We start from the raw sequence: 18,525 nt of genomic DNA on the forward strand, positions 1-18,525 counted from the left end.
ATTTTTTTCAGTATTCTTTCATGAAAATTGACAGATGGGAAGCAGCAATGGTATGCTAGGTCCTGATTGGTCAGGAACAATCGATTTTCCTGATCGTTTTGATCGCTCTTTGGCGATTTTTATTCAGTAAGATTATCTACTTAGCTGTAACGTCTACTGTTTACAGCTTTTTTATATGGAGGAAATGATGTTAACATTAACGAATATTAGCCAACAATTTGGCGACAAATTGCTTTACGAAGACGTTTCCGTTCAAATCAACCGTGGTGAAAAAGTCGGTTTGATTGGACGGAATGGCGCTGGCAAAAGTACTTTAATCAAAATCATTACAGGAGAAATTCTCCCCGATGATGGCTTCGTCCAATTTCCGAAAAATTTGAAAATGGGCTATTTGGATCAATACGTCAATGTTGATGAAACGCAATCGATCCGTGATTTTTTGCGCTCTGCCTTTGCAGAAGACTTCGAAAAAGAGCAACAGATTGCCGATCTTTATACTTCTTATGGCGAAAGCCTCGACGATAAGCTTTTAGAAAAAGCGGGCGAATTGCAAAATCAATTGGATCAAGGAAATTTCTACCAAATGGATACATTGATCGATGATTTAGCAGAAGGGTTAGGTATTTCGGTTCTCGGAATGGATACCCCCCTCGCTTCTTTAAGTGGTGGTCAACGCTCAAAACTGATCTTGGCAAAAATGCTGCTAGAAAAACCCGACATGCTGATTTTAGATGAACCGACCAACCACTTAGATGATGAGCACATCAAATGGCTAGTTGAGTTTTTACAGGACTTTACTGGTACCTATTTAGTCGTTTCTCATGATCGTCAATTCCTTAACGAAATCACGACCCATATCATTGATATCGAATTTGGCAAGCTTTCTAAGTATACGGGGAATTTAGACAAAGCATTAAAACTAAAAACGCTGCAAAATGAAAGCTATATGAAGCAATACGAAGCACAACAAGAGCATATCAAGAAAACCGAAAGCTATATTCGTAAATACAAAGCTGGTTCTCGTTCAACAATGGCAAAGAGTCGTGAAAAGCAGTTGGCAAAAATTGATCGTTTGACCCCACCACAAGATGTCCCTAAACCCCATTTAGGATTTGATTTGGCACCAATCGTTACCACCTTGGCCTTGGAAACCACCAATCTAGTCATTGGATACGACCAAAAGCCCTTACTCTCCCCGATCAACCTAACGATCCGCTATGGCGAAAAAATTGCTATACGGGGATTTAATGGGATCGGTAAATCAACATTGATCAAAACAATTCTTGGTGTGATCCCAGCAATTGAAGGGGCCGTTTCTTACCCACAGCATACAAAATTCAATTACTTTTCTCAAGACCTTGACTGGGAATATCCCTTGCAGACCCCTCTTCAATACCTTGAGGATCTTTTTCCAAAGGCCACCAACAAAGAATTGCGACGGCAACTTTCTCGGGCAGGTTTACCTAGCCAATTAGCCCAAGAAGAATTGAAGCTATTAAGTGGTGGTGAACAGACAAAAGTCAAACTAGCCGAAATGATGTTGATCAAAAGTAACTTCTTGATTCTTGATGAACCGACCAACCATATCGATCAAGATACGAAAAACAATTTGGAAGAAACCCTAGCGGCCTTTCCTGGAACAGTTTTGATCGTTTCCCATGAAGGCGAGTTTTATGAATCCTTTGTTGATCGGATCATTGATTTGAAAGACTAAAAAAACACGCTTATCCTCTATTCGAAGATAAGCGTGTTTTTAACTTTCCACTTTTTCTTTTCTTAATTCAGTCAACTCTTGGCTAATATCTTTGCGTTTTTCTTTCATTACATAAGCAAAACCAATTATGAAGGGCCAAATGAATGTTGCTAAACGGTACAGTAGCATGGAAGACGCAGCATCGACCGTGCCAACTAATGGACCAAAAAGCAGCATATAAATAAATTCAAATGATCCGATCCCTGCCGGTGTTGGAATCACCCCGGACAAGACGACGGCAAAACTGATGAAGGATAACGTCAACAAGAAATCGATCTCTGGATGCTGCACAACAAGAATCACATAAGGAATCACATACCAAGGCAGCATCTTCAAAAGATTCCACAAATAGATACGCAAGAAAGCGGTGCGGTCGGTAATGATCGCATTGACTGTTTCTCGTAAAGAATAAATTTGGGTGTTGCATTTGTCAACGATTCCTCTTAATGTCGCACTTTTGAACAGCTTATTGCTGACGATCACGAAAAAGACTTGAATGTTGATGCTGACCGAAAGTGCTAACAAAGCGGCAATGATCAAAAAAACGAGTACGATCCCCGCTAAAATTACCCAAATCATATTGGGTGCATTGTCATAGAATAGCGAAAATTGAATGATCAACCCAGCGATTGCATAAGTCAATATGGCGAACTTATACATCACCATGTGTAAGGTGGTGACCCCAACGCCCTGTGACAACTGCAAGCCATTTTTACGGTAAAAATTCACCTCTGAGATTAAGGTGCCTGCCCCAAACGTCACAATCCGATAAAAACCACTGTAACAGACGGTCAGAAACCCCGCCTTGGTGGTGAATTCCGGTTGGAAAGTCACGGCAATCTCTTTGACTGTTCGTCCTTCAATCACTAGGTACAGTGTGCCAAGCCCCATAACCAGTAAGACGACGAGAAAGCTGGTCTCTCTTAGCCCCGCCAAAATATCCATCATCGAGTTACGGACAAAAAAATACATCACACCCAGAATCCCTACTAGTAAAAGTAAATTAAGGGCGAACTTCACTTTAGTTTTCATATTAACTCCTTGCTTGTTATACCGAATTTATGCAAAAAAGACCATCAGCAGGATAGCAAAAACGGTGCCAAAAGCAAAAAAGAGGTGAAACTTCTTCTTTCTTGTTTTGTGGCGAAATACGCGTTGCGCAATTAAACCGCCTAATCCTCCGCCAATCGCCCCCATAAAAAGGAGATTTGCTTCGGGAACCCGCCAACCTTGTTTCACTGCCTGATATTTATCATACCCCATCAGACAGAAAAGATAAAGATTGACTGCAATTAAATAAAACCACAATGGATTGTAAATCAGTGCATTCATCCATTTCCTCCATATGATTGATCGTAGGGATCATTATTTTGATTCTTGTGCTTCTTCAGGTACCAGCATCGTCAAACCATGTTTGATAACTTTCATCTCAATCGGTAGATCATCCGTTGGGTCGCCATCGGTTCGAGTATGAACCGTTTTTTCTTTGGCCTTTATTGAGACCTTTGCGGCAGTGAAATATTCAACACTTGGTACTTTGGCAATTCTACCACGAATAATTCTTGGTAAATACAAAATAAATCGTAAAATATTCAGTTTTGGCAAAAGAATGATATGAAACAATCCGTCATCAGGCTTTGCTTCTTCATCGAAGTTCTTAAACCCACCTGCTGAATTCGACATGACGATCGTCAGTAATTGAGTTTTCCCCTGCCATTTCCGTTCGTCAGCAATGACTTCTAATTTGTATTGTTTCTTTTTGATCAACAGATGAATGAACCGTTTCATAAACGCTAACGGCCCATATTGCTGTTTTTCTTCTTGGGAAGTGGCTGCGGCGGTATCTGCCAGAAGACCAATGGTCATGGTCGAGATCATGACTTGATCATTGACCGTCCCGTAGTCGATCGATCGCTCAACCCCCGTTAAGATCGTCTCGAAGGCCTCTTCGGGCTTCACCGGTATCCCCAACATTCTGGCAAAATTATTTACGGTTCCACCAGGAATGATGCCGACCTTCAACTCATCTAACTTTTCTTTAAAGGTTTGCAATCCATGATGGATCGTCCCATCTCCACCGATGATCACAATCGTATCGACTGCGTGTTTTTCGGCAGCCTCTCGAACGTCTTTGGGATCCACGTCTGGATTTGAGGCCTGCAAGAACGCTTGATGCTCTTCGCCTTGTTCTTTCACATAGGCTTGGAATTTTTCTGCTGTTTCTTTTGCTTCACTTTTCCCGGCTGTATCATTGTATAAAACGAGAATTTTCATCCTATTCACATCCTAAAAAGGCCGGGTCTTACGCAAGACCTGCGTGAAGAGTTCCCAGCCCAAGAGTTTTTCATTTATTCCAACAAATCAAAAATCAACGTTTATGCTTGAGCATTCAGTTCGGCGATTTTCACAATCACATCGGTCGCTTTCATCATTGATTGTAGTGAGACGAACTCATAACGTCCGTGCATATTTTCTCCACCAGCAAAGATATTCGGTGTTGGAATCCCTAAATAGGAGATTTTCGAGCCATCGGTTCCACCACGAACAGGTTCTGTTATCGGAGTGATTCCCACTGCTTCCATCGCATCTTTTGCTAGATCAATGATACTCATATCTTTTTCGATGATTTCTTTCATGTTGTAGTATTGATCATATAGATGAACGTGTACTCTCGGTTCATCAAAGCGGGCATTCAAGCTTTCTTGAACCGCTAATAATTGTGCTTTTCTTTCTTCAAAACGGGTCCGGTCATGGTCTCGAATAATGTATGCCGTTTTCGCTTCTTCTACTGAGCCGTTGAGACTCATCAAATGGAAGAACCCTTCTGTCCCTTCGGTTTTCTCAGGAACTTCATCAGCCGGTAGCGCATTTTGAAAATCGACTGCTAGTTGCAAAGCGTTGATCATGGTGTCTTTAGCAGTTCCTGGGTGGACATTTTTTCCTTGGATCGTAATTTCAGCTTGCGCCGCATTAAAGGTCTCGTATTGCAATTCTCCTACTGGACCGCCATCCATTGTATACGCAAAATCAACATTGAAATCTTCAACATCGAATTTATCTGCACCAACCCCAATTTCTTCATCAGGGCCAAATGCGACTTTGATTTCCCCATGTTTGATCGTTGGGTTTTTAAGTAAAATTTCCATGGCTGTCATGATTTCTGCAATACCTGACTTATCATCAGAACCTAATAAAGTAGTACCATCAGTAGTGATCAAGGTTTCCTCAACATAATTTTTTAAATTCGGAAAATCTTTTGTGTTTAATGTGTATTTTCCTTCTTTATCTAATTTAATGGTTGATTCGCCATCGTAATTTTCGATGATCTGCGGATCAACATTCTCTGCATTAAAATCGGCGGTATCCATATGGGCGATAAAACCGATGGAGCGTACGTCATGATCCACGTTACTTGGTAATGTTGCGATCACAAAACCATTTGATTCATTGTAATGAACATCGCTTAATCCTAATTCTTCAAGTTCTTTTTGCAGTTCTTTGGCAAACGCGACCTGGGTTTGGGTAGAAGGTGTTGTCGTGCTTGTCGCATCAGAGCGAGTTTCTGTTTTTACATAATTCAAAAAGCGAGGCAATAAATTTTCGTACATAAAAGATTCTCCTATCTATAGTCAAATGGATTTGTTGAAGTGGTGGAAGGAACAAAGGTCACAGCCCAGTTCTCTTCTGCTTTCCACTGGTTGAATTTCTCAATAAAACGAGGAATACATTCCTTTTCGATGTTGTGCCCTGGATCGATCCCAATCAACCCATTGGCTTGCATGTCATGGGCGAAATGATAACTGATATCGCCAGTGATGTACACATCCGCTTGATGGCGTAAGGCATCCGAATAAAACGATTGGCCACTGCCGCCGCAAATGGCGATTCGCTGAATTTTTTCAGGTGCACCAGGAAAGCTGACGAGGCGTAAAGCAGTCAAACCAAAGCGCTCTTTGACACGTTCGACAAACTGATCAAGGGAAAGAGGCTCAGCGAGGTTGCCAACCCGTCCGATTCCATAGGTTCTCGGCAAATTGTCTAAGGCATACAGATCATAAGCTGGCTCTTCGTAAGGATGAGCAGCGATCATTGCCGAAAGCACCTTTTTCTCGATCGTTTCTGGAAAAATGACTTCGATCTTCGCTTCTTGCACCTGTTCTTCTTTTCCGATCTCACCAATGGCAGGATGTGCCGCTTGCTGTGGCGTAAAGCGACCGGTGCCAATCAAGGAATAGCTGGTATTTTGGTAATTGCCTTGCTGACCAGCACCTGCTTTACCTAATGCCTTTCGTAACGCTGGTGCCGATTCAACAGGGGTAAAAACAGCTAGCTTCTTCATTTTTACTTGATGAGTTTGCTTCAAATACGTGTCGGGTTCAACTTCTAATAGTTCACAAAACCAATCGTTCAAACCATCTTCAATAATATCCATATTGGTGTGGGCGGCGTAAACGGCAATATCATGCTTGACGAGATCCATTAGCATCTTTTGTTGTGGATCATCTGTCAGCAAGCGGTTCAAAGGCCGAAAGATCGGTGGGTGTTTGGCAATGATCAAGTCGATCTTTTTCTCGATGGCTTCTGCAACCACTTCTGGACGTACATCAAGAGTCATCATGACTCGCTCGAGGGGTTTGTTTAATGTACCAACATGCAGACCAACAGGATCGCCTTCTTCTGCCAACCATAAAGGGCAGTATGCTTCAAAGCGTTTGATAAATTCTTGACCAGAAATCATGCCAACACCTCCTTGATCCATTCGATCTGATCCTTTAATTCATTGATTTTTTCAGCAGGTGGTTCTTTGGCTTTCTCTAACTCTTTAATGACGCGTTGTCGTTGCTTTAATTCATGTTGCCATTTTTTAAGGAAAACTGGATTTTTTTCTTTTAATAAAAAAGGACCAAAAAATAATTGCTGGGACGTATACGTCGTTTTTCCAGTTTCCGCAACGATAATTTCATAGTTTTTGTCGTTTTCTTCTAAAAGTACTTCATGAATGATTATAAAGTTGTTGCTAACGAGCCATTCTCGCAAAGTCCGTTCCCCAACATTCGGTTGTAAGACCAAGCGTTTGACTCCCGCTAAGCGATTTTTCCGGCTACCTTCTTCTAAAATCGAACGTATCAGTGTGCCGCCCATTCCAGCAATGACAACGGTGTCGATGTTGTCTTCAGGTTGAATCGCGTCCAGTCCATCTGCCAAGCGAACCACGATTTTATCAGCTAACCCGTTCTTACGCACTTGTTTGCTGGCAGAATCATAAGGTCCTTGAACAACTTCTCCAGCTACAGCATAAGAGATTTTGTTCTGCAGCATCAATGCAACAGGCAAGTAAGCATGGTCGGAACCGATGTCGGCGAAACGTGCTTGGTCGGGAATTTGTGCGCCCACACAAGCCAAACGATCCGATAATGCATGTTCGTTCATATTGTCACTCCTTCTCTCGTAGTATATCACGCTTTCCAAAAATAGAAAAAAATGTGCGTCTTGACTGTGGTGCCATTGCCAAGGCGCACATTGCATTAATCTTCCACTAATTCAACCTTTTGGATCGAGTTGCCCGGAATTTGCGGCGGGATCGACATCGTCATGATCGGTATGCCTTGCAACGTCACCTGGACGGTAGCACCTTCCGTCAATTCCTCCAGATCTCCTGAATAAGCCTCGACTGGGACATGTAGGATGACCCCATCATTTTGAAAACTTTGGACGACTTGATCGTCATCTTCCACTGCCGCCACCTCTTTCAAAAAGAGTGAAAAGGTATCATCCGATCCTGCTATCGCATCTTCTTGGATAACACCAGTAAAAATTGCGGCTGTTTCCGTTTCTGATGTACTATTTGATACGGAACTGGTCTGCTCGCTAGTTTCAGAAGTTCCAGTCTCCCCATTTGCAGCGCTGTTTCCCTGATTGCCGCAAGCTGTTAAAAGCAGCATTGCTGCAAAGGATAATCCTATTATTACCTGTTTTGTCATCATCTTCTTCCTCCAGTAATAGTCAGTTATTGGCCATCATTTCGTCGGTTTTTACCAGTCATTTGAATTTCTTGTGTCAAATAACGGATACGTTCCATAATGCGCTTGGCTTTTAATGGTTCGGATTCACCTCGTTGCGTCACCGAAAGATGCTGTTCTAACTCATGCATAGTAAAATTCGAAGTAAAAAAGGTCGGCAGTTGTTCTTGCATGCGGTATTGCAATATGACACCGAAGACTTCGTCGCGAATCCAGCTGCTCATCGCATCAGCACCGATATCATCCATCATCAAAATTGGGGCTTTTTTCACTGCATTCAGCTTGTCCCCCACTTGATCTTTGCCGATTGCTTGTTTCATCTCTACCGCAAATGTTGGAAAGTGGACAAGTGTCGTTGTATACCCCGCCTCTGCTAAATCTCTGGCGATTGCTCCAAGCAGGTAAGTCTTGCCAATCCCAAAACTTCCTACAAAGTAAAGGCCTTTATGAAATTCTTGCGGATTCGCTGTCAACTCACTAATAAAATCAACGGCGGCTGCGATAGCCTCCATTCGTCCAGGCGTTTGCTGATAATCTGCAAAGCTCGCTTCTTGAATATCTTTAGGCATATCCATCGCTTTGATGCGACTGCGGATCTCTTCTTGTTTCTGGTAAGCCAGTAACTCTTTGGTTGGCACATAAGTGACATCAATAAAATGAAAATTTAACGCTAAGCGTGGTTCATAGCCCGGTGCGATCATGGATGGATCATTGATGCGGAATTTCCGCTTTTCTTGAACGAACTCATACAGTTTCGCATAGCTTTTTTGAATATCCGCTTCGGTCAATGCTTCTTCATTTTCGGCAATAAACGCTTTGACATCAGGATCTTGCAAAACTTCTGCCATCATTGATGAAAACTGATCACGGTAATTGCGTTTATCCAATAATTTCCCTAAGTTTTTTCCAACATCTTCCATTACTTGTCACCAGCTTTCTTATGCAAGTAGTTTTGCAGTTTTTTATCTAATTCTGCTTGTCGCTCTGGCGTTAATGCTGTCTCTTCCACTGGTTTTTCAGCCCAAGAAGGCAGCTTTTCTTCGCGAATGATTTTTTTGCCGCTTGTTTGTGGTCGGCTGCGTTTTTCCTTGGCACTTCGAACAAGGCTCCGAACATGCTTGATCGCATCTTCTGCCGTACCGATTTTTAATTCTGACCACTGGGCGGCAATATTATTTACATAATTTCCGGATAAAGCGGCATTGTTTTGGACTACTAAAACGTAATGAACCAGAACATTGATCACACTATTCGGCAATGGTGATCGTTCGACAAGGCTTTTGATCAACCATTGTTCTGAATCGGTCATAAAACTGTTTTTCTCCGCTTTGATCGCTTTTAGAAAGGCGATCGGCGCATTATTTTCACTTTCTTGAATCAATAATACATCATTTTCCGAAAAACCATTCTGCTTCAATGTATTGAAGCGCCGCAACTGGCTTTCTGCTTGAGGATCTTCTCTTGTCGATGTTTTCGTGAAGGTCTGCCGCGATTTTTTCATGATCGCTTGTTCCAACTTCTTCTGATCGACCTCGCCTGTTGTCAAAGAAACATTGTCCGCCATCAAATCCAACAATTCCAACACATCATAGCCGTATAAGGAATGATATAGAACTAACTTTTGTCGAAAACTCGGCGTGAAATTAGCGGCACGGATATACCGACGTTGCGCTTCATATAAAAGAAAGTCCCAATCTAACTGCTTTTCGTCAAGCACCAAGTTTGCATTGGATTCTTGAAAAGAATTACTGACTGCCTGTAACGTTTCTTCATGAGAGGCGAAACGAGCGGTATTTAACCCATAGGCAACTGAGAAGGATTGGGTCACTTCCTGATAATCGGTTAAAGAACATTGCTTTGGTTGATACAGCTTGACCAGCTGATTAAATTTACGCTCCCCGACTCTTTCCAACAAAAGATAGGTATACAATTCATCTTGAAAAAACGCTGCCGGATGAACCGGTTCTTGCAGCCAATACAGATAGGAGGATCCGTTTTGCAAATCTGCTTTTTCATATGATTTCAGCAAGCCGATACCTTCTAGGTTTTGCTTGGCTTTTATGAAGCGAGGCATTCCGACATTCATGGCATTCAAGATATCTAGATGCACGGTCGTCATCGACTCCTCGCCAGAAATGCTTTGGGCTTGGACATCGCTTGCTAGTGTCAAATACAACGCTAAAGCATCACTTTCAATAATTGGTTGATACAAATAAATGAGGGCGTCTTTCCCTTCCGTTGTAAGTGGACGGCTTTTGAACACTTTGTACGATTGATTCGGTAAACTATTGCCCACTTGTTGTCCCCCTCTATTCTTGTGGTTCTTTCGCTTTTTCGACGATGTCTTGTAGTTCTTTTAAGAAAACTGACATGTCTTTAAACTGGCGGTATACACTGGCAAAACGGATATAAGCGATCTCGTCTAAATCAACTAGATCTTCCATCACATACTCACCAATTTGTGTCGTAGATATTTCATTTTCACCAAGAGCACGGACACGACTTTCCACATGATCGACGATTGTTTCCATCTGATCCATTGTCACTGGTCGTTTTTCAGCAGAACGAATCAAGCCCCGTAAAATTTTCTCTCGGTTGAATTCTTCACGGGCACCATTTTTTTTAATGACAAGTAGGGGTGCCTCTTCGATACGTTCAAATGTTGTAAAGCGATAGCCGCAATTTTCGCACTCACGACGACGGCGAATCACACGTCCATCATCGGCTTGTCGACTATCAACTACCCTCGAATTGTTATGATGACATTTTGGACATTGCATAGTTCCACCTCATTTTCTCTCTTATGCGCTTACGTTTTCACGTAAAGTCATCGGTTTCTATGATTAATTATAACATGAAATCCATTGGTACAATAGCCAAAGTGGTTTATTCTGTTCATTTAATACAAAATTTAAATAATGCTATAACTGTTGTTTTTTTCAATGAGAAAAAACGGCAGAAAGATTTCTGCCGTTTCATTTCGTTATTTATCTTTCATTTGCAGCAAAGAAACAAAATCATGCAAATTTGCTGGCTGTTCCAACTGCTGATTGCACCTTTGGCTATCACGGCAAATATAATTCCCGCGTTTCGTATATGTTCCATCGCCGTTGCTCTTGGTCAAAGAAAGAAACATCGACACATTTCCTTCATGCTGGCACAAGGGACAGATCCCTTTTTTGACCTCGGTTGACACATGACCGTGAAGTCCTGTAAATCCCTGCTCAGTGGCTATGATCATAAACTTGCTTTGACTACCGATATCATCCCAAGCAAGATAAGTGGTCTCTTTTAAATCAACGGAAGCAAAATCAGGTATTTTCAGTTTTTTTACTTTCCGAAACATTTTTTCAATTTGTTTTGTTGTCGGCACCTGAAAGGGTCGGACGTACTCTTTGAGTTCTGTTAACAGCTCATTGCTGCGACTGATCGTCATGCCCTGTTGAAAGAAAGCAGCTAAAATTTCACGTGGTGCTGTTTCTTCTTCAGGAAAAAACTTTTCTATGGCGTCTTTGGTCATCGTTTCAACCGTTTTGATCGTTCGAGGATCATTCACCGATTGATAGGTTCGAACTAATTGGTATACTTGATGTTTAATTGAATGAAATTGGTAAGGTTCGATCATAAAAAAGCCTTCTTTCTAATTTTCCGTTTCCTATTGCGGCTGTTCTACTTTCTTGACAGTCGTACACAATGCATAAATAAGCATTTGATGACCACCTCCCAATTTCTTTGCTTCTCTCTATGCGATCTTAATGGATTATAATGAGATGTTGAGCAATTGTCAACTGAGTAGTAGTCTCTTGACTCTTCATCCACTCTGGTTAACAAAAAAATGCCTCGTCTAGAAGACGAAGGCATCCGTGTTCAGTTATAATTTATCTTCAATTCCAGTATAATGCTTCAGCTGGTCTGCATCTCGACGATCGGCAGAAGAAATTTTATTGGCATCAGGATTTTCAGCTCGCAACAATTCTTCACTGCTGACATTTTCTGGGGTAGTTCGATCATTGCGGGCATCGCGCTCGTCATTTTGATCTTCTAATTCATTGACTCTTTTTTGATCGTGCTCTTTCTTGATCTGACCTTCGTGTGCTTGTTCTTTCCCAGAATGGGCAAGTTCTTCATTATTGGTCCACTCACCGATTTTTTCTTTAGCCTTGCCAACGATCACATCTTTTTCGTCTTTAAAAGTACCCATAGTTATCATCCCTCCTGTATAGTTTCATCATAACAAGCATTCTGAATTCTGACAAAAGATATGAATGCGATACCAAACAGTCAGCAAAATGTTTTTCTTTATGCTATAATATGAGCGATTATTTTCTGAATATTCTTACAACTGGAGGTGAAGAACCTGTTTAAGGTTCGACAATAGATGACAATCCTCGATTTCCAACAGGTTTCATTCGTTCGCGACAAGAACTATTTATTAAAAGCGATCAATTGGCAAGTGAAAAAAAATGAGCATTGGGTGATTTTAGGTCTGAATGGTGCTGGCAAAAGTTTATTACTCCAAATGATCACGGGAAGTTTATGGCCTTCTTCTGGTCAACGAACGGTCTTAGGTGAGCGTTACGGAAAAACGTCTGTGCCCGATCTTCAACGGCGCATTGGTTGGGTCAGTTCAGCGCTGCAAAGCAAGTTTTATGGTCGCGATCTTGCCGAAGAGATCGTTCTTTCGGGGCTTTATTCCAGTATTGGTCTTTATGAGTCCTATGAAGAAGAGCAGCTGATCCAAGCAAAAGCGCTTTTGACTGACTTAGGTTTGTCGCATTTGATCCATCGTTCCTATCACGTCCTTTCTCAAGGAGAAAAACAATTTGTCATGATCGCACGGGCCATGATGGCACAACCAGAGATCCTGATTTTGGACGAACCTTGTACGGGCCTTGATCTATTTGCGCGAGAAGAACTGCTAACCCGTCTGGAGGCTTTTTCACAACTGCCGAATACGCCGACTCTTCTTTACGTTACCCATCATACAGAAGAGCTACTACCGATTTTCACTCATTTGCTGATGTTAAAAAACGGCAAAGTCCACGCCGCTGGTCAACGAGAGACGATTTTTACTGAGGAGGTTCTCACCTCTTTTTATGATCAGCCGATCGTTCTTCACCCCTTTTCCAGCAATCGCGTGATCGTGACCCCAAAATAAATCAGGGCTGGTACTTTGATATTTAACCATTCATAAACGATCGTCTTACTTTCCAAACCAAACAGTTTCCGACATGTTTCAGCGCCAGTTGTTTTTGGAAATGATAGGGCTAGGTTTGCTATTGAAAGATAAAATAGCAGGTTCCCTTTAGTGAAAGGGAACCTGCTGCTTTACCTATTTATTTATAGATGCGAGCCAATCATCGATCTGCTGATTGAGTTGGGCGATCGTTCCTTGATTATCAAAGACAATATCGGCCCGTTGTTTCTTTTTCTCAATTGAAAGCTGACTGTCGATTCGTTGTTGCGCGTCTTGCTCATTCAATTGATTACGTGCCATCAACCGCTCTTTTTGAATCGCTTCTGGCACATAAACGACTGCGGTTTGATCCATGTATTGGTCGTAGTCGGCTTCATAAAGCAAAGGAATGTCAACGATCAACAAGGGCACTTCCTGTTTTTTTTCTTCGATCTGAGACAAAATCTCTTGTCGAATAAAAGGAGATAACGTCTGATTCAGCATGCGGCGTTTTTCTGGATCGTTAAAAATCAAAGCACCGAGGGTTTGTCGATCTAGGTGCCCATCATCGGTCAAAATCTGCGGACCAAAGGCTTGCGTCACCGCCTGCAAGCCCTCCGTATTCGGTTCAACGACTTCTCTTGCGATGATATCGGCATCAATAATCGGTAAACCCAGTGATCGAAAATGCGCGACTGCAGTACTTTTTCCAGTGGCAATTCCCCCAGTGACGCCTAAAACAAAACTCATTTGTTGGACCTCACATGCAGTTTTTGACACTGAGGACAAAAATGCGTCCCCCGTTGGGCAACTTTGATCTTGACGATTGGTGTGCCACATCGGCCACAAGGATTGCCTGTCTGGCCATAGACATTTAATGACATTTGGAATTTCCCGGCTTCTCCTAGTGCATTGAGATAGGTCCGAATGGTAGTTCCTCCTGCTTCAACAGCTCGCTCTAAGACATCGATGATTGCTTCATGCAGCACATCTACTTCAGTTGGCATTAATGAATCCGCTGGTTGCTCTGGATGGATTTTTGCTTGCCACAGCGTCTCATCTACATAAATATTGCCCAAACCAGTAACGAGCTTTTGGTCAAGCAATAACGGTTTGATGGCTTTTTTCGAACGCTTCAATCCTTGTTCAAATGCTTCTAATAAAAACAATTCAGGCTTAGGTTCAGGACCTAATTGCATGATCCCTTTATAGGCTGCGCTTTGGTCTTTATCCACTAAGGTCATACGACCAAATTTTCTTACATCATGGTAATTTAACTGACTGCCATCTGTAAAATGGAAAATGACATGTGTATGTTTATCGACAATCGGGTCTGACTCAAAATACTCGTACTTGCCTTCCATTCGTAGATGAGAGATCAGATCATAATCTGTCAATTTAAAAATCAAAAATTTTCCACGTCGTTCAAATTTTTCAAAACGTTGCCCTTTCAACAGTGCCGAAAAGATCGGCACTTCAGGACTTTCGATGATTCGCGGCCAAAGGATCTCGACCGATTCGATCGTTTTATTTAAAACAAGTTTTTCAAGTCCTTTGCGGACCGTTTCAACTTCTGGTAATTCCGGCACCTCTGTTCACCTCATTTATTTTGCATCGTACCATGTTTTGCCCCAATTGCTGTCTGTCAGTAAAGGGACATGCAATGCAACGGCTTGCTCCATCACTTCTTTCACTAAAGCGTCAAGACGAGGCAATTCAGATTCAGGTACTTCAAAGACTAGTTCATCGTGTACTTGCAGCAGCATCGTTGCTGCTAATTTTTCTTCTTTCAAACGTTTCGCCAGATCGATCATGGCAATTTTTAAGATATCCGCCGCACTTCCTTGAATCGGTGTATTGATGGCGGTTCTTTCAGCAAAAGTTCGAATATTGAAATTGCGAGAATTAATATCAGGTAAGTAACGACGGCGATGATACAAGGTTTCAACGTACCCTTTGTCCTTCGCCTCACGAACCACATCCTCCATATACGTTTTCACACCAGGATATTTTTCAAAATACGTATCGATGTATTGTTGGGCGGCTTTTCTGGTGATTCCTAGATTCTGTGATAATCCATAATCAGAAATACCATAAACGATACCGAAGTTGACCGCTTTGGCTTGACGACGCATATTTGGTGTCACATCTTCTGCTTTTTCGATACCAAAGACTCGCATCGCTGTGCTTGAATGGATATCTTGACCTTCGATAAAGGCTTCTTTCAAATGGGTATCATCTGAAATATGTGCCAACACCCGCAATTCGATTTGAGAGTAGTCAGAAGAATAGATAACCCAATCAGCTTCTCGTGGCACAAAGGCTTCGCGGATCTTTCGACCTTCTTCTAAACGAATCGGAATGTTTTGTAAGTTTGGATCGACAGAACTTAAACGACCAGTTTGGGTCAAGGTTTGTACATATCGCGTATGGACTTTGCCATCTCCTTGGATCACTTTTAATAAGCCTTCTACATAGGTTGATTGGATCTTAGCGATTTGACGATAAGTCAAAATGTCTTCAACGATTGGTGCTTGCTCTTTTAGTTGTTCTAACACATCGACTGCGGTCGAATAGCCAGTTTTGGTTTTTTTGATAACTGGTAAGCCCATTTTTTCAAATAAAATCACACCCAGTTGTTTCGGCGAGTTTAAGTTGAAGGTTTCTCCAGCTTCGGCGTAGATTTTTTCTTCAATTTCATGCAACCGTTGTGCAAATTCGCCCTTCATCTGATGCAAGCGAGACGCATCAACTTTGATGCCGGTAATCTCCATCTCAGCTAAAATCATTGATAAAGGCAGTTCCATTTCTTCAAAGAGCGCTGTTTGATTTTTTGCTGCCAATTCTTCCGTAAGTTTTGGTGTTAGGTTTGTAATCGCCGCTACTTTACGGGCTAAATGAGCAAAGAAGTCTTCCTCATCCGCCGGCAGCCCTTTTTTCGCTCCTTTTCCATAAATCGCTTCATCCGATTGGATCGCATCATAGCCATAGTGAGCAGCAACACCTGCGATGTCATTATTCGTATCATTCGTGTCTAAAAGATAAGCTGCCAATAAAACATCAAAAGCGATTCCCTTTGGTGCTGTCGTGTACCGGTTTAACGCCACGTACGTGCGTTTGGCATCATAGACGAATTTTTTACGTTTCTCGTCTTTTAACCAATCGGTAAAGGCTGGACTTTCAAACAATTCTTCACGATTGCTGACATAAATTTTTTCTTGATTGCCCCAAGCAACACCGACAATGTCTTCCAAATGATAGTTATCCCCCATCATCTCGACATACAATGCTGTGTCTCCCTGGAACATATCTTCCGTTACTTCTTCAACGACCGAAAACAAAATGTCTTCCATCTCAACTGGTTCAGCTGTAATTTGCAGCTTATCTAAGAAGCTATTAAAGTTCATTTCTTGGTAGAATGGCACCAATTTCTCTAAATCTTTGCCTTCATATTTCAGTTTGTCGACATCGACCTCAATGGGCGCATCCACATCGATGGTTGCTAATTGTTTTGAAAGAAAGGCGATCTCACGGTCATTGATCAAGTTTTCTTTCATCTTGCTTTTTTTCATTTCATCGATGTGTTCATAGATTCCCTCAACGGAGCCATATTCCTTTAAAAGCTTAATGGCTGTCTTCTCACCAATTTTGGTGACGCCGGGAATATTATCGGAAGCATCGCCAGCTAGTCCTTTCATGTCGATGATTTGTAAGGGTGTTAGGCCGTCATATTTTTCAGCCACATGAGCGGGCGTATAACTTTCAATTTCGCTAACGCCTTTGACCGTAATGTCAACTTTCACGTGCTCCGTTGCCAGCTGGGTCAAATCGCGATCGCCAGATAAAACGACGACATCAAATAGCTCTTTATCGACTTTATTTGCCAATGTGCCAATGATATCATCGGCTTCATAGTTATCTAATTCGTAGTATTGAACACCTAACGCGTTGATCAATTCGCGAATGTAAGGCATTTGTTCTTTAAATTCCCCAGGGGTTTTTGAACGCCCACCTTTATAATCTTCATACATCGCTGTCCTGAAGGTGGTTTTTCCAGCATCAAAAGCCACTAAAACATGTGTTGGCTGTTCTTTTGCCATCACATTTTCAAACATAGTATGAAACGCATAGATGGCATTTGTGTGCAGCCCGTTGGCATTTTTAAACCGTTCTAATGAATTATGCAACGCAAAAAACGCGCGAAAAGCCACACTATTCCCATCAACGAGTAGTAATTTATTTTTTGGCATTTGATTACTCCTTTTCTCAAAAAGTTCCTCTTTATTCTATCAAAGAACGGGCACAAAAGCGATGAATTGCTTTGTTTTCTCTCTCATTTTATACAAAAAAAAAGGCGAGTTTCCTCGCACTTTTTTTAGTTGTTTTTGCCAAAGATTCGCAATAACGCTAGGAATAAGTTGATGAAGTCTAAATACAGTTGTAATGCCATGAAAACGGCCACTCCTGTATTTGCGCCACCATTCGTTGCGAAGTATACATTGCGGATTTGCTGATTGTCATAAGCGGTGATTCCCATAAAGACAAAGACGGTCACGATCGATAAGAAAAAGTCAACCGGTTGACTGCGTAAAATAAATACATTCAAGAGCGTTGAGATGATGATCCCGATCAACAGACCATAGCCGATACGACCAACCACACTTAGATCACGTTTGGTCATGATCCCAAATGCTGACATGACACCAAAAGTGACGGCTGCTGAAACAAATGCCCCCACGATCGATCCAAAGTCATAGATCATCAATGTCACAGACAAGGTCAATCCATTCAAGAGCGAATAGACTAAAAAGCCAGCAACGGTCAAGGACGGATTTTTCTGCGCCTTCACACCTAATACAATGACTAAAATGATCTGTAAGATCCAAAGACCGGTAAATCCTAGCGGAAAATTGTTGATAAATTGCAGGGTTTGCGCTTTGAAGACTTCCCCAAAAATATAGGCCGAGATCGCACTGATCGCAAGCCCAACGCCGAAGAATAAATACACTTTTGAATAAAAGCGATTTAAGCCTTGAGCTTGGACGGTTTCATTGTTTAAATTATTCATCTTGTTGTTCCTCCTCATTTACTGCTACTGCTTTTGGCGGCTGGACCATGACCACAGCATCTAAAATACGATGATCTTCTGTGTTGATCGCTTCAACCGAAATAGTTACCACGTCTTTCATTTTATCCACTTTGATCACTTCGAATTCAAAGGTCAATGTTTCATAATGATATACAGGTTCAATAAAGTTCACCGAAAAATTGACTACATGAGAGCCAGGACCAGGCAAATGTTTCGATACGGCACTGGTGATGATCCCCATCAACATGATGGATGGGACGATTGGACGCTGATACTCAGTATTTTGCGTGTAGTCATGTTGAATATACAAAGGGTTTGCATCATTAGTAAGTCCTAAATATAACAACAGTTGATTGTCTTCGATCGATTCTGTTAAGGATAACGAATCGCCTTCCTCGATATCTTCAATACTTTTCCCTATTTTTCGCGGTTTTCCTATATTCAAAATTTAATTCCTCCAAAAAGAATAGTTTCATCTGAGTATATT

Annotated in this window: 19 protein-coding genes; 2 read left to right on the forward strand and 17 right to left on the reverse strand. The window is 41.7% G+C overall.

What is annotated here, in order from left to right:
• Positions 1-187: 187 nt before the first annotated feature.
• The gene (locus IGJ74_RS09980; protein WP_061054206.1) at positions 188-1,714 is read left to right on the forward strand and encodes an ABC-F family ATP-binding cassette domain-containing protein; all 1,527 of its coding nucleotides are present in this window, start codon (positions 188-190) and stop codon (positions 1,712-1,714) included.
• Positions 1,715-1,753: 39 nt separating this feature from the next.
• On the opposite strand, the gene IGJ74_RS09985 is transcribed toward IGJ74_RS09980, so the two are convergent.
• The 12 genes from IGJ74_RS09985 to IGJ74_RS10040 all read right to left on the reverse strand — a co-directional run bounded on the left by IGJ74_RS09985 (position 1,754) and on the right by IGJ74_RS10040 (position 11,974).
• On the reverse strand, positions 1,754-2,785 hold the full coding sequence (locus IGJ74_RS09985; RefSeq protein WP_016620081.1) for a lysylphosphatidylglycerol synthase transmembrane domain-containing protein: 1,032 nt from the start codon (positions 2,783-2,785) through the stop codon (positions 1,754-1,756).
• Positions 2,786-2,812: 27 nt separating this feature from the next.
• A complete protein-coding gene (locus tag IGJ74_RS09990) occupies positions 2,813-3,085 on the reverse strand; it encodes a DUF1294 domain-containing protein (protein WP_005235800.1) in 273 nt (90 codons plus the stop codon).
• A 33-nt stretch (positions 3,086-3,118) separates the two neighbouring features.
• Positions 3,119-4,027, reverse strand: a complete 909-nt coding sequence (locus IGJ74_RS09995) for a diacylglycerol/lipid kinase family protein (RefSeq protein WP_008380060.1) — start codon at positions 4,025-4,027, stop codon at positions 3,119-3,121.
• Positions 4,028-4,128: 101 nt separating this feature from the next.
• Positions 4,129-5,361: a peptidase T gene (gene pepT / locus IGJ74_RS10000; protein WP_218193068.1), complete on the reverse strand. Its 1,233-nt coding sequence runs from the start codon at positions 5,359-5,361 to the stop codon at positions 4,129-4,131.
• 11 nt (positions 5,362-5,372) lie between these two features.
• Positions 5,373-6,491, reverse strand: a complete 1,119-nt coding sequence (locus IGJ74_RS10005; RefSeq protein ID WP_278251911.1) for a Nif3-like dinuclear metal center hexameric protein — start codon at positions 6,489-6,491, stop codon at positions 5,373-5,375.
• On the reverse strand, positions 6,488-7,183 hold the full coding sequence (locus IGJ74_RS10010; protein WP_034872664.1) for a tRNA (adenine(22)-N(1))-methyltransferase: 696 nt from the start codon (positions 7,181-7,183) through the stop codon (positions 6,488-6,490). The genes IGJ74_RS10005 and IGJ74_RS10010 overlap by 4 nt, the downstream gene beginning before the upstream one ends.
• Positions 7,184-7,278: 95 nt before the next feature.
• Complete coding sequence (locus IGJ74_RS10015) at positions 7,279-7,737, reverse strand: hypothetical protein (RefSeq protein ID WP_016620078.1); 459 nt, start codon at positions 7,735-7,737, stop codon at positions 7,279-7,281.
• Positions 7,738-7,760: 23 nt separating this feature from the next.
• The gene (gene dnaI, locus IGJ74_RS10020; protein WP_016611842.1) at positions 7,761-8,693 is read right to left on the reverse strand and encodes a primosomal protein DnaI; all 933 of its coding nucleotides are present in this window, start codon (positions 8,691-8,693) and stop codon (positions 7,761-7,763) included.
• Positions 8,693-10,069 carry a replication initiation and membrane attachment family protein gene (locus IGJ74_RS10025; RefSeq protein ID WP_087664101.1) on the reverse strand — a complete coding sequence of 459 codons (1,377 nt, stop codon included), beginning with the start codon at positions 10,067-10,069 and terminating at the stop codon, positions 8,693-8,695. The genes dnaI and IGJ74_RS10025 overlap by 1 nt, the downstream gene beginning before the upstream one ends.
• Positions 10,070-10,082: 13 nt before the next feature.
• Entirely contained in the window at positions 10,083-10,553 is a 471-nt protein-coding gene (gene nrdR / locus IGJ74_RS10030) for a transcriptional regulator NrdR (RefSeq protein WP_005226004.1), read from the reverse strand.
• Positions 10,554-10,756: 203 nt separating this feature from the next.
• On the reverse strand, positions 10,757-11,398 hold the full coding sequence (locus tag IGJ74_RS10035; RefSeq protein ID WP_086299410.1) for a FusB/FusC family EF-G-binding protein: 642 nt from the start codon (positions 11,396-11,398) through the stop codon (positions 10,757-10,759).
• Positions 11,399-11,644: 246 nt separating this feature from the next.
• The gene (locus IGJ74_RS10040) at positions 11,645-11,974 is read right to left on the reverse strand and encodes a hypothetical protein (protein ID WP_008380072.1); all 330 of its coding nucleotides are present in this window, start codon (positions 11,972-11,974) and stop codon (positions 11,645-11,647) included.
• 177 nt (positions 11,975-12,151) lie between these two features.
• On the opposite strand from IGJ74_RS10040, the gene IGJ74_RS10045 reads away from it, so the two are divergent.
• The gene (locus tag IGJ74_RS10045; RefSeq protein ID WP_087664098.1) at positions 12,152-12,931 is read left to right on the forward strand and encodes an ABC transporter ATP-binding protein; all 780 of its coding nucleotides are present in this window, start codon (positions 12,152-12,154) and stop codon (positions 12,929-12,931) included.
• A gap of 174 nt (positions 12,932-13,105) precedes the next feature.
• Here the strand turns inward: IGJ74_RS10045 and coaE are convergent, their stop codons facing one another.
• From coaE to IGJ74_RS10070, 5 genes are all read right to left on the reverse strand, one after another.
• Complete coding sequence (gene coaE, locus IGJ74_RS10050) at positions 13,106-13,699, reverse strand: dephospho-CoA kinase (RefSeq protein ID WP_086299408.1); 594 nt, start codon at positions 13,697-13,699, stop codon at positions 13,106-13,108.
• Positions 13,696-14,538: a DNA-formamidopyrimidine glycosylase gene (mutM, locus tag IGJ74_RS10055; protein WP_087664097.1), complete on the reverse strand. Its 843-nt coding sequence runs from the start codon at positions 14,536-14,538 to the stop codon at positions 13,696-13,698. The genes coaE and mutM overlap by 4 nt, the downstream gene beginning before the upstream one ends.
• A gap of 15 nt (positions 14,539-14,553) precedes the next feature.
• The gene (gene polA, locus IGJ74_RS10060; protein ID WP_086299407.1) at positions 14,554-17,199 is read right to left on the reverse strand and encodes a DNA polymerase I; all 2,646 of its coding nucleotides are present in this window, start codon (positions 17,197-17,199) and stop codon (positions 14,554-14,556) included.
• A gap of 125 nt (positions 17,200-17,324) precedes the next feature.
• Entirely contained in the window at positions 17,325-18,017 is a 693-nt protein-coding gene (locus IGJ74_RS10065; protein ID WP_087664096.1) for a Bax inhibitor-1/YccA family protein, read from the reverse strand.
• Complete coding sequence (locus IGJ74_RS10070) at positions 18,010-18,483, reverse strand: MaoC family dehydratase (protein WP_005235769.1); 474 nt, start codon at positions 18,481-18,483, stop codon at positions 18,010-18,012. Before IGJ74_RS10070 ends, IGJ74_RS10065 begins: the two co-directional genes overlap by 8 nt.
• Between the last annotated feature and the right edge of the window lie 42 nt (positions 18,484-18,525).

The organism is Enterococcus sp. AZ009 (assembly GCF_050548785.1).
Taxonomy (GTDB): Bacteria; Bacillota; Bacilli; order Lactobacillales; family Enterococcaceae; genus Enterococcus_D; species Enterococcus_D entomosocium.